This window comes from Aquimarina intermedia (assembly GCF_008124785.1).
Taxonomy (GTDB): domain Bacteria; phylum Bacteroidota; class Bacteroidia; order Flavobacteriales; family Flavobacteriaceae; genus Aquimarina; species Aquimarina intermedia.
The window spans coordinates 197150-210570 of sequence record NZ_VNHU01000002.1 but is presented as its reverse complement, the minus strand read 5'-3'; the positions used below and the strand labels follow the sequence as shown (position 1 = coordinate 210570).

The 13421-nt window shown below is 36.1% G+C and carries 9 protein-coding genes; all 9 read right to left on the bottom strand.

Annotation, left to right across the window (positions count from 1 at the left end; all coding sequences use genetic code 11):
• Positions 1-209 precede the first annotated feature (209 nt).
• The 9 genes from BD809_RS03625 to BD809_RS03590 all read right to left on the bottom strand — a co-directional run bounded on the left by BD809_RS03625 (position 210) and on the right by BD809_RS03590 (position 13397).
• On the bottom strand, positions 210-554 hold the full coding sequence (locus tag BD809_RS03625; RefSeq protein WP_148781587.1) for a hypothetical protein: 345 nt from the start codon (positions 552-554) through the stop codon (positions 210-212).
• Between the two features lie 136 nt (positions 555-690).
• The gene (locus BD809_RS03620) at positions 691-1122 is read right to left on the bottom strand and encodes a hypothetical protein (protein WP_148781586.1); all 432 of its coding nucleotides are present in this window, start codon (positions 1120-1122) and stop codon (positions 691-693) included.
• Positions 1123-1126: 4 nt separating this feature from the next.
• A complete protein-coding gene (locus BD809_RS15945; protein WP_262712875.1) occupies positions 1127-1249 on the bottom strand; it encodes a hypothetical protein in 123 nt (40 codons plus the stop codon).
• A gap of 287 nt (positions 1250-1536) precedes the next feature.
• Positions 1537-2103 carry an REP-associated tyrosine transposase gene (locus tag BD809_RS03615; RefSeq protein ID WP_148781585.1) on the bottom strand — a complete coding sequence of 189 codons (567 nt, stop codon included), beginning with the start codon at positions 2101-2103 and terminating at the stop codon, positions 1537-1539.
• 71 nt (positions 2104-2174) lie between these two features.
• Entirely contained in the window at positions 2175-3446 is a 1272-nt protein-coding gene (nfi, locus tag BD809_RS15745; protein WP_211356689.1) for a deoxyribonuclease V, read from the bottom strand.
• The gene (locus tag BD809_RS03605; protein WP_148781584.1) at positions 3439-8643 is read right to left on the bottom strand and encodes a fibronectin type III domain-containing protein; all 5205 of its coding nucleotides are present in this window, start codon (positions 8641-8643) and stop codon (positions 3439-3441) included. The genes nfi and BD809_RS03605 overlap by 8 nt, the downstream gene beginning before the upstream one ends.
• Before the next feature lie 25 nt (positions 8644-8668).
• Positions 8669-11110: a TonB-dependent receptor gene (locus BD809_RS03600; RefSeq protein WP_148781583.1), complete on the bottom strand. Its 2442-nt coding sequence runs from the start codon at positions 11108-11110 to the stop codon at positions 8669-8671.
• A 214-nt stretch (positions 11111-11324) separates the two neighbouring features.
• Complete coding sequence (locus BD809_RS03595) at positions 11325-11630, bottom strand: hypothetical protein (RefSeq protein ID WP_148781582.1); 306 nt, start codon at positions 11628-11630, stop codon at positions 11325-11327.
• 246 nt (positions 11631-11876) lie between these two features.
• Entirely contained in the window at positions 11877-13397 is a 1521-nt protein-coding gene (locus BD809_RS03590) for a GH3 auxin-responsive promoter family protein (RefSeq protein ID WP_148781581.1), read from the bottom strand.
• Positions 13398-13421 lie beyond the last annotated feature (24 nt).

Below are 13421 nucleotides of genomic sequence, written 5' to 3'. Positions count from 1 at the left end.
GTTGGTTTTTTATCTTTTTCTTTTCTGATGCTCGTTTGTAACGAGTGCCTTTTTTACTTAATTATTTTTCATCACTTATCGCGTTACAAACGCTTTTTTTTGTTTTGTCACTCGTTTTCGCTTTGCTTAAACGAGCGCCAGAGGGATTGGTCATGCTATTGATTAATAGTTTTAACACTTAGTTAACTATTTTTTGAATCTTTATAAATCTATTTCCAATTGTAAATGATTAATGATGTAATGCCAAAACTAAGAATGGCTAAAAAAGCAAACCCAATTATAGGCTTGATTGTATTACTACTTTCATTAAATGTTACTTTATTTGGGTTTTTACTTTTTGGAACAAATACATTTATTTCATCATTCTTATTTGGTATAGGTTTCGGACCAAATCTTTTAAATGCAAAATGTATATCATCATCTTCTTTTTCATATATATCACTATCTAAAACAAAACGATATAATATTCTCAATTGCTTGTCAGGGAATAAATAACTAAACTTAATAAGTGGTGTTTTTATCCACTCTGTTTTAATAACTTTTGCCTTTATCATTGTACCATTTTTAAAATCTATATGGTTTATGATTCCCTTCAATACCTTGTAGGTAAAGAAAACTCCCATTAAACTGGATATGATCAATATGGTTAAAAGGTCATTCATTTATTCTCGATAGATTAAAAAATAATTGTTATATTTCCTTGGAAGATTTTATAATTAACCTTCCATATTGTTGTAAAAAGCCGTACCAAGCAATTTCCATTGTTCTTCTCATTTTTGACAAATAATTTTCAATTACTCCTAAGTGTTCAATGTTTTCAATTGAATATTCAAAGAAATTTACATTGCCTTTACTTACTTGTCCTCTAGAAATCCAATAGGATTCAAAAAAAAGATCACATTTTTCATTTATAGAATTTTTATCGTTAATCGAAAAACTATCACTAGAAAATTTTTTTCTCTCTTCAAAAAAGAGGCTTTTTAACTTGATTATACTTTCTTCTATTTCATCATGCTTTTGGATGTTTTCTCTAAGAATATATAATTGTTGAAAAATCAAATAACAACGATTCTTAGTTGCTTCAAAAAAAATATCCAGCTCATTATAACAATTTCTGCTCATAGGCTTATTTTGTGAATTCTACCAAAATTAAACTTTCTGACTCTTCTACTACTTTTGCGGTTTCGTAACCATTTTCAACAGCACGTTTTCCTGACCAGGTCTTTTTAGCCGCTTCCACATCAGCCAATGTTTCCCTATACTCCCAATATTTCTTAAAATTGTCAGAACTTCCATTATTATATTGAGGATCATTTCCTTCCCACCGCCCTCTAAAGCCCTTATTGGGAATCCCAGTGTTGTCATAATATCTTATTGCATCCTCAAAAATTATTTTACCTACTCCTTTTCCACTAACTTGAGATAGGTTTAAATTTAGCTCAATAAAATCTTCAAAAACTTCAGCAGTCTGACCTTTAATGTTAATTACATTCCCCCGCTAGCGCGAGCGTCTCGCTCGTGCCGACTTCTATATTGTTATGCCAATCCAAGTAAAAATCCATCGCTGTCAATTTTTAAAATTGTATGATCATCTTGATAATTTCTTGCACTGCTATATTTCCAATCTACAGCATCAGTTACAAAACCTGATTCTACAGGATTCTTATGAATATAATCGATCTTTTGTTGTATGACTTTATCTGTCCATAATTCAATCGGTTTGTTATGTTGTTGCCATAATTGATATTTTGTTACATTACTATTCTTTTTTCCAGCTTTTTCCATCATCCATAGTAACCATTCTTTTCGGCTCTCTTGTTGATTTTCTTGTATAGTTTTGATTAATTTTTTAGCAGTAAATCCTTTAAAATCTCTTAGTAAACCAGAAGGATCTTCCTTCGATGATCTAAAAATTAAATGCACATGACTTGGCATAAAACAATATGCAAAAACTTCCATTCCTTTTTCTTTTCTACAATACGCTAAGCTGTCAGCTAATTCAGAAAAGTATTCCTGACGCGTAAACACGTCCATCCAATACACAGTAGCGAAGCTTATGAAATACGCTGCTGATGGATTATGGAATTTATATTTTCTGCTCATGGTTTTATTATTCTATTTTATCTCAATCTTCTTACTCTTACCGGCACGAGCGGGGGGTGCTAGCGAGAATTTTATTCGGAATCATTATCATATAAAAAATCAAACTCAGTCCTGTTTTTGATAATTTTATTAACTAGTTGATCGGCTTGTCTTGTTGTCTCAGGTAATCTATATTTTGGAGTTAATTTAAGCACCCAATCGACAGCTGTTCCCAGATTAATTTTATGACCAATTGAAACAAACATTGGTTTTATATCATCTTGAGTTATTAATGCAACTCCGACTTCTTCACTATTCCAGATTAAAGATTGCCTATCTCCTCTTTTACTTCCAAGCTTTTCTTTATCATAATATCCAACAAGTCTTTTTTTTGCACATCCAATAGTGGGAATATTCAATTGGATTCCTAAGTGTGTCGCCATTCCAACATTTTTTGGATGAGCAACTCCTTGAGCATCGCAAACTATTAAGTCTGGTTTTACTTTTAATTTATTAAAGGCTTCGATTATGGGAGGAACTTCCCTAAAAGAAAACAAACCTGGCACGTACGGAAATGTAATATTCATTTTATGATGAGCTTGTTCTATTACCTCAAGTGTATCAATATTTAGAACGACAATCGCTCCGACCATTGTTTGTTCCATTTCATTATAAGCTACATCCACTCCAGCTATAAGCTTTACTTTATTCTCAAATTGATCTTCTTTTATTATTCTATTTTTGAGTTTTTCTTGTTCAGAATAGAACTTTAAAAAATCGTCGTTATACAAGCCTTTTTCCATTTTATCCTTTCTATAAATTTTCCAAATTCCTTTTTGAAGATCTTCTATGCTTATCTCATCAGTAACGTAATTCGAAAGTGTCCATCCCAATATAGAGTCCGCATCGTCTATGGCTACATCATATGTTTTTTCCATATCTTCAACAATAGAATTAAAATCTGCAATATTTTTATTCTGAAATGTGTCGTTAACTTCAATTTTCCTAGCTTCTATTGTTTTACCCTTATCGTTATAAACAGATTCCAATGGGAACCCCATATCATAAACTTCAAAAGAAACGCTGTTAGTATTCTTATAATACCTTAATAAATATCCATTATAGTATTCAAAACACATCGAACCATATACTCTTTCAAAGGAGTCTTCGTAGATATATAAACCATATAAATAGCCTGCAACATAAGTCCTCCTTGAAATCATTTCGCCACTATTATATTTCTCTTCTAGAACGCCAGAGAACAAAGTGTCCAAATATTTCTTTGGCGAAACTGACTCATGAAGATTCAGGTTGTTAAAAACTAATTCGTTTTTTCTTTGAAACTTATAATAATTGCTACTCATTTCCAATGATTTTTACCTTATCACCAATTAAATAATAACAATGTGGACAACGGCACATGTTTCTTCCATTTTTATTTTTAATGAATATTCTGATTTTACTTAGTTCAGTATCATTAAGTGGAATACCATTGGCAGTCATTTTTTTAAGAATTTCATTAAAAACTCTAACTTCGGCGTGACTTCCTGCTTGGCTAGCACCATCTATTTTACTAAATTTTTCTGGAATTATTTCATATATTTTTTTATACAATTCTCCACCTTTACTTTTGTCCGTTCTTATCAAGTTTAAAAGATCAATTTTTTCTGATATTATAAAAGATGTTAGTTCATTTTCTAAGAAAGTTTTATACTTCTGTGTTGCAACATATTCGTTTTCTACTCCCTTAAGATTATAATGGGTGATAATTTCTCCACTATCAATGCTTGGATGGTAACCTCCTGCACACACAAAAGACGAGTCTTTAAATGGCATCTCAATATCATCAACGTTTTCTACCAACCTAATTTCCTGAGGGTCAGTTAATGATTTTTTTACATCTGAGATATCTTTGTCATTTGGAGCGGTGTATTGACGTCTTCCCTTAATTTCTGAGGCATATTTTTTCCATCCCTCAAATGCGGAAGAACTACTTTTGTTAATTTCATTAAGTGCCCAATCAGAAGCATTTTCAAAATCACCTAAGAACTTACTTTTTGTAATATCATCTAAATCGTCAAATTTGTTGACTAAGTTGGGTAAACCTTGACCTTCATTAAGCCCTTTAATTCGAGTTTTGAAGTCATCAATTCTTTTTAATAAATCATCAATATCATCTACAAAACCTAGGGACTTCCATACATTAGCCTGATCAGAAATCAACTCTCTTTCTGCAGAGCTAAGATTGTCTAGATTTTTTGTAGCTGTTTTCCAGTCCAAGTATTTCGCCAATACTATAGCCCTTATATTTTTATTGTTTTTAAAGGCTTCTTTAATAGTAGTTGGTAATGTTTTGGAATAATTATAAATTCCTTTACCTAAGTTTTTAAAACCTATTAGAGACATTGCTATGTTATAGGCATCAACTGCTTTTTTTGCTTCTGGTGATAAGTTAGGAATAGTGTTGGTTGCAATACTACCAATAGCACCAGCTACCTCCATGGAAGCCCAAACTCTTCTTGCCCAATGTACTTTTGTTGCCAAAGCAGTTCCACCACTTAGAAAAATAGTTGCTACGTCAAGAGTAATTATTGAACCTTTTTCTACTGCATCGTTAAATTCTTTTTGATCTTTAAACTCTAAGAATAAGGCAGGAACTATATATATATTATTTCCTATTTCTGCTGAAGAGTCTAAAACAGTGGACACAAGAAGTAGATTATTATCAGTATAGATAATTACTGGATCTAACGGGTCTAGAAGTATAGGTTCAAAATCTGTATCTTTGGCCCACGTTGGTATAGATCTAGAAGGTAAGAAATATTTCCATCTTGTTATTTCTATATCCTTTACACTATTAAACTTTCCTTCAAATCTTGCTTTATTCAAAGCGGTTAGCAATGGAATAGAATTACCATAACTCTCATATTTAAATTCAAAAGGATTTAAAGATATAATCTGACCAAAAATTTTATTATTTTCTTCATTTGCAACTTTACTTTTCCATACATCAGGATAAACTGCGTATATACTACATAAAGCTCCAATAAACGAGGTGAAATTATCACCATCCCAAGGGTTAATACTTCTATCCTGAATCTTATCAATGAGATTTAATAAGAGCTGATTATCGTCTTCTCCTAATAGTGAAATGAATTCTTTATAATCTTGACTACTAATTGCTGCCATTAATCTTAAAATGGCTATTTCCTTATTTTCCCAGAAAAATTCGTCAGAATTTCCAATTTTACTTATAGCAGAAAATTTATCCTGAGTTATAACTGCTCTAATGGATGAAATGCACAATCCTTCTTCAGCTATTAAGCTAACCAGGTCTTCGATTTCGTAATCTGGATTTGAAAAAAGACTACCGAGCTTTTCTACTCCTTCTTTAATATACTCTGGGGAACATTTTGACTGGTCACGGTCTTTCTTTATTAAGTCTGTTAGCGAATTGACAACCAAACAAGAGGGATCTGGTTTATAAAGAGGATAGGATTTCCATTTAGGTTTTTGATTTGTTATCTCTTGTTTTATTTTATTAATAATTTTTTCAACACCAGAGATTTGATCTTTTTCCCAGTATAATTCAGCGGCATTGTAGGAGCAATTATCATTCAGTACTTTAATTTTAGCTACACCGGAAGTAGTTGTTAACACAGAATATGGCATTAGTTCTCCTTCTGAATTTACATAAACAACTTTATTTCCTTTAGTTTTTGGTTTGTATTCATCAATTAGTTCTTCTTTATCAATTGAAAATGAACGATAGCCACCTCTCAAATAAGGATACGTATTACTTGTAACACCAATTAATTTAATTTTACTTTTATCGTATTCGACTTTAGTAATTATATTACCAAGAATATCAATACCATCGTTAATTCTGTTTTCCCCATCCTCATCCCCCTGGAACCAATAAAGTTGTAAACCTGGCGCGTGCATTTTTTCCCAATCCATATGGGTAAACGCTGTACCATTGCCATAATCCATCAAAAGATTGGTAGCTGCTTGATCGGTGTTATATTCGGTAAAGGTGTGTTCTAGTCCGAAAACTCCGTGTCCTAATTCGTGTGCCGCCGTTCGACCTTTGTCCTGTCCGGCAAATACAAATCCAAACTGCCGTTTTAATGGCATAAAACCATCTGTATCAGCATCTGTAGGAGGGATGTCCGTTACAAATAAGTAATAGGTGTCGCGTTCATAGGTACCGAGTGCCTTAAACTGTTCAATCCAGGCTTTTTCTCCGTCTGTATATTGGGATAATAAGGTGCTGTTACCCACATCAATGGTCGGGTCTGATATAGCTAAAGTAGAAGCCTCAGTCACTTCAAAATTAATTCCTGCAGGATTATAAATCTGGTTGATACGCTCTCTAATACCATCTAAACTGGCGCCATTTACAGAAATTAATTTTACGTTGATATCAGTTACTTCTTGCGAGGCCAAATGCCAATAATTCGCCGTACCTGCGATTGTATATTGTTGAGTAGTATCTTTAGGTTTTACGGTAGCAATGATCTCTTCTTTAACAAAATCAAATTTCTTTTCTAACGTAAGTGTCGCTGTAGTATCCACCCATTCGGCCGGGATCTCTGTTCCCTCTTTAGTCTTAAAAACAATATCCTCGGTAGTATACTCGCTATTTTGAAAGGTAGCTGTAGCAAGAAGGATATCTGTTGGATGTCCGGGCAGGTTGGAGATTGCTTTGTACGGAGGGTAATAGGTGCCACCACCCGCAATATCGATCGTAGTATAGGCATCCTTCAACGTACCGGTGGTGACCGTTGGATAGGGATCAAAGGCATAATAACCGTTTCCTTTTTCAAAATCAACACGTACATCGGTCGAGGTTATTTCGTTCACACCACTGCCGCCCATACCTGCGGTAGTTTCCTTAGTTGCAGGACCGCCATCAGCTTGTTGACTATTTTTTACCGTACCATCTGCGCTAACTTCCCAGTTCTCACCTTTGCTATCTTGATATACAACATCTTTGCCGCCTTCGCGTACAACCTCTTGTCCGTCGCTACCTATCAGTGTAACTGTTTTACCATCTTTACTGACTTGAACATCAATAATATCAAAATCAACTTTGATCACGTTTTTGTCTCCCGGATCTCCGGTAGCCTCTTCGATCACCGCATCTGCATCCAGAATACTCCCCCAATTAGGGTCATAGGTAGTAATGACAAATCCATCGACCAGTTTCTTATCTGTATTTATTTTAATGTTATCAAAGGTCACCGGGATACGTACGGTTGCCAGCCAGGGGGTGCTAATATATCCTTCTCCGCTAAAGGTGGTTGAGCCGGATACTTTTTTGACATATACCGGGAAATCTCCTGCGGTAAAGACATCGTTTTTACGCAGCTCAGTAAGCAATTCCTGGTTGGATAGATCCACATCCTCTGGTGCGATGCCACAATCCGTATATTCTGCCAATTCTTGGGTGAGGGTTCTAAATTCTTTTAGCGGAGATTCGCCATAGCTCTCACTATCACAATTACCCAACACCACAAATTCATACACAGTATCCGGCCTAAACTCTTCTATGGTAATATAATCTCGAGGCGTAGTCTTAGTATACCAACGGTTGCCGTCTTTTTCGCGGTACTTGATAGTATAATCTAGATGCTCTGGTTGTCCAATCCAACTGATAGTTGCCGTGGTTAGCGTAGCATCCTGTACTTGGACAGCCGTGACCGGTGTACAATCACTGGCGTGATCAAACCAAAAGATTTCGCTATAGCCGTTATTTTTAAAAACAGATACCTCTTCACCGGCATTGGTAGCTATCGCCCGTACTCTCCAAGCATAACGTTTACCGGGTAGTAAGAGTGGTTGTATAGGACCATACAATAAATTAGTCGCGGTGGTAATATCCTGATATATCGGCGGAGAGGCTAAAAATACTGCTTGAGGATCGGCATAGCGATCCCAAATTTCTACCAGACTAAATTCATAAGATACATTTGGGACTCCGGCATGTCTTGGTGTCCATTGAAAGAGGATATTGGTAGGATTCTGTTCGGTTAGATTCGTGCGGTTCTCCGGTCTGTTAAGAAACGGAGGATCGCTACTCACTAAAAAGATGTTTGTACAGCCTGTGTTGGATAACTTGTTACCGTTAAAAGCATCAAAAACTTCAAAACAAATACGGTAGAGACCGTCGGGCAGTGTATTATTGTATTGCTGTGCAGAAACGCCTTGTAAATTTTGTAAGGCAAAATAGGGGGCAAGCTCTGCATTGGTTAGACGTAATGGAAATCCGGCATCGAGTATTATATTGGGGACACCTGTGATCACAGCTTTACTTGTTGCTGTAATGTTGGTGCCCTCGATAGAAATTTTTAACTGCACGGCACGACTTGCAGCGGTCAAATCGTTAAACTCTATCAGCAGGTTGATCGGACTTCTTAACTGATCGGTATTATCATATGCGGATAAGCTATTTGGATAAGGAGGAATACCTTGCGGCGTAACACGTACAGGATAATTTTGAGAAAATACAAGTGCAACCTGAAGCAGACATAGGAAAAAGAGTAGTTGTTTTTTCATAAGGTTTCTTTGGGGGCATCAAAGCTTAATCGATTCCGTTTTGATAACGATCATCAAAAAAGGCAATGATTTGTTCCTCTAAATATATGTTAATTTTTTCTAAATTCTTAGTTTTTTGCGCGATATCAAACACAGATTCAGCTGTTTGAGCCTGTAGTTGGAGTAGTGGTTGGTGTGATTTTGCTTGCGATAATACCGCTTTGCGCAGCTCCTCTACAGCAACTCTCAAATATAAATACGCTTCCATACGATCAGCCTCTTCGGTATACTTGGTTTGAAGTTCATTGTAAAGAGTTTGCTCATCTGTTGTTGCAACTATCTGTTCATCTTTAGGTACAGTATGCAATTTGTGTTGCTCCATTTGACTTTTGGCATAACTAAAACGCTCCTTCATTACCTCCTCTTTTTCAAACAGCTCTTTTTTAAGTGTTAAGGTTACAAATAATAGCGATTCGCGATAGGTAGGTATAAAATCTTTGCGCACATATAGGCTATCAAGATAATCCAGCGCCAGGTTTTTTAAATCAACGGATTTGATAGCTTTTATTTTAAGGTTTGCTAACTGGCTTTTGATCAGCTCTTTTGAAAAAGCTTTCTCCTCGTCAAGGTATTCTTTTTTGGTAAGAGTCTCTAATTGTTCTACGATGACTACCGGGTTGCCTTCATAAATCTTATCACGATATCTAAAGCGTGTGAAGTTTTGCTTGGATATTGAATCGAGCACTTGGTTCCCCTGAGCTTTAGTGCGCTTCTGAAAACGAATCTCAGCCTTTTTGATATCGAATGAATACGAGTAGCCAAAAGTAAGGGTAAAATCATTTTTGGTGTCGCTTGTTTCGGTTTTGCGCAATTGCGAAAGGGCACTCAGCATAACATTATGCTTTTCTTTATACGTATAACCGGCATTGGCTCTTATACTGGTTACACTTCCTTGAGAAGTGCCATTGTTGAGCGTCTCATTATAAGAAGCAGAAAGTCCGGTTCTAAGTTGTTTGTTGAAGAATTGTTTATTCGCATTAATAGTAGGACCTATAGTTAAGCCTCTGTTCTCTTCCAGTTCATTATAAGCAGCGTTCAATGCGCTACTAATGGTAAGTGCATGCTCCGGGTAGCCAATGCTATAGTTGGCGCCGACGTTATAAAAATTCGATTGGGTGTTGGTGCTTGCAGCCGTGCCTTGTTCATCTTTTGTGGTTTGATAGGTTAAGCTCAGTGCCACATTTTGTTGTTTTTGTGGATCTTGCGAAAGGATATATCCCAGTTGAAGGGTAGCATTTTGAGAAATCTGTCTAAAATCCAAGGTGTCCAGATTTTCTAAAGGATCGACCTCATTGATTTCATCAAATACACTACGAATATTGGTGTATGATTGAAAGTTCGAATAGCTGGCAGCAATATTGAACCGATCGGAAGCATTTATGGTGCTATTAAATGACGATACTACGCGATTGGATTGCGTATCTTTTTTATCTTTCAAATCATCACGTTGCAGTCCTACGTTAGCCGCCAATGAAACTACTCCACCAAATAAGGTTTGGGATGCATTTAATGTTATATTTTCGAGATCATTATTAAAATAATAAGCACCAAAAGTACGATACTCAGGATCGATACGTTCGTAGCCGGCACCAACAGTACCTTTACCAATGGCGTAGGTGAAATTTGCGTTCAAAGCTGTGTAATATGAAGTAGAGCTATTATCATTAATCAGAATATTCATGGCATTACCTTTATTCGAACTGCCTTGATCCTCGGTATCTTCTGTAATGGCGCTTTGCGCTATTTCTACATGAAAGTTTAAATTTTTGGTAGCTTGAATAGATGATTCTAAGCTAAGTACTATATTTTGCTTAGGTGTAAGATTTAAATCTGAAGGAACGGGAAGTTCAATAGATTCCTCATCATCTTTGGCTCCAAATGCAATGACTCCAACCGTTACTCTATCAAGTTCATACGAAGCCTTAGCGCCATATCCCATACGCCGATAGGCGGGTAGTGCTTCCGGAAATTCATCATTGTATTCTGTAGCTTTGAGCAATCGACCATAAAAAGCGCTCAATTTATAAGGTTTGTTTGGAGTAAGATCTACTCCAAAGCCTGTAAATTGATGACCACTTACCGTATAGGGAGAGAACGATATAGAGACATCCCCAATATGAGTAGCTACCCATTTATAAGAAGGGTGGATGCTTAAACGGTTTATCTTGAAAGGCGTGCTATATCCAAACTCCTGATTGGTGTAGGAAAAGGATAGTGGGATATTATAGATGCCACTAATATTGAAATTAAGATTACCATTTAAGAAATAGGTAAAAGGTTCTCTGTTGGCTGAACCATCATAGTAAATCCCGTTGGCAGAAACTCCCCCGTTGACCTTTAACAAAGGGGCTTTTCCTATCTGAGTTAAGTCTTGCCCAAAAGTTAATAATGAAATACTAAAAAATAGAAGGAGTAAAGTTGGTTTCAATAGCGTTGGTTTAACTGAGACCAAAATTAAGATAAAATTAACAATCTACAATTCAGAGCGTTAATTTTTTTGTAAAATATGTTATGAATATACTTATAATTGAATTATGCTTCTAATGTGTTTGATACAATACACTTTTATCACAAAAAAACCGATCTAAAGTTAAGATCGGCTATCTAATTCTGGTTGGTTAGCTTAGTATATTCCTGAAAAATTAATTGTTATCAGTATACAGTGTTTGTTTTCCGCTATTTGAAATAATTTCTTCAGTATTTTTGATCGCTACGCGGTCGCTATCCTTAAGATGAATATTCAATTCGTTATGACTGATTAACGCCTCATAAAAAGCTATTTTGGAGACTTCACTATAACAAACTTTATCCTGATCGATTGATTTGTTTGTTATATCGCTAGATGATTGTGTGACAGCTTGCTCGGCCGTGGTAGGTGTTACTGCGTCTTGTGCGTTAACAGCTACAACCGAAAGTAAAAATGCGAAACCTGTAATCAACTTTTTCATAAGATGGGACGTTAACAGTTTTATAACTTACTGGTAACAAATTTAATACGAAACGTTCTAGCCAAAAAGAGATTCTTTAATTTTTAGATAAAGCGTTTTTTTTGACCGATGAACTACTCAGTTTTCGGCAAAAAAGACGGATTCTTACGTAACTTTTTGAAGGGGAAACCGTATATTTTGATAGTTTTTGTGAAGGTAAAAGACTAATTTCTAACTAAAAAGGACTAATTTTTATACATGAACAAACTAAGCAGTGCGGTTTAGTAGTAACAGCTCTTCAACATATTTACGCGTGTTGGATAAACGCGGAATTTTATGTTGACCACCCAGTTTATCGCGTTGTTTGAGCCAGTCATAAAAGAGATTTCTACGTCCTTGATGAATGGTGAGTTCATTTAAAGTCGTGTTATTATAACGTTTAGCTTCATAATCGCTGTTGATTGCTTGCAAATTGAGATCTAAACTTTGCGTAAAAGCTTGTAAATCGCCGGGAGCATTCTTAAATTCGATGATCCATTCATGGGCACCTTTTTCTTTGCCTTGCATAAAAATAGGGGCAACCGTATAATCTACAATTTCGCAGGGAACTTCTGCCGTAGCTTTGCGTAGGGCGGCTTCAGCGTTTTCAATAATAAGTTCTTCGCCAAAAACATTGATATGATGCTTAGTTCTTCCCGTAATTTTGATACGGTAGGGAGCAACAGAAGTGAAGCGCACGGTATCTCCAATTTTATAGCGCCATAAACCGGCATTCGTCGTGATAACAATTGCATAGTTGACACCAACTTCAACCTCGCTCAAACGGATAGCAGTGGCACCTTCGGTACCGTAGGTGGTCATCGGGATAAATTCATAGAAGATCCCGTAATCCAACATTAACAATAATTCTGAGGAGCTATTCTGATCCTGAATAGCAAAAAATCCTTCAGAGGCATTATAAATCTCGTAGTATCTAAAGTTTTCACGAGGTAAAATCTTATTGTACTGTTCACGATAGGGTTCAAAACTAACTCCGCCATGAAAATATACTTCGAGATTATTCCAGATTTCAAAAAGATGTGATTTTCCGGTTGTTTCCATCGCTTGATTGAGCAATACCAACATCCATGAAGGTACGCCGGCCAAGCTGGTTACATTTTCCAGAATGGTTTCATTCACAATCGCCTGCATTTTAGTCTCCCAATCACTCATTAGCGAGATCTCATTACTGGGTGTCGAACTGAACTCTGCCCAGAACGGCATATTATCAATAATAATTGCCGATAAGTCACCAAACGAGGTACCGTTTTCTTTATACAATTCTTTACTTCCGCCCAAGCGTAAGCTTTTGCCTGTAAACAGCTTGGAGTTTTCGTTGTTATTGAGATACATACACAACAGATCTTTGCCTGCTGCAAAATGACAATCTTCGAGCGACTGTTGGCTTACCGGAATAAACTTACTTTTGGCATTGGTGGTTCCGCTGGACTTGGCAAACCACTTAATTGGGGTAGGCCAAAAAATATTATGCTCTCCCAATCGGCTACGTTCAATCATGGGCTCGTACTCCTCATAGGAACGAATCGGCACTCGATTTTTGAAAGTCTCATAGTCATTAATAGTGTTAAAGTCGTAAGCCTTACCGACTTCGGTGTTTTTGGCAGTTTCTAGCAAGATGTGAAGGAGTTCCTGCTGAACTTCGTTGGGGTACTTTAAAAATAGTTCCATCTGATGAAACCGCTTTTTTAAGAACCAACTGGCAATAGAGTTGACTAGTGGGATTGGCATTTTTTAATGTATCTTTATGCTGTA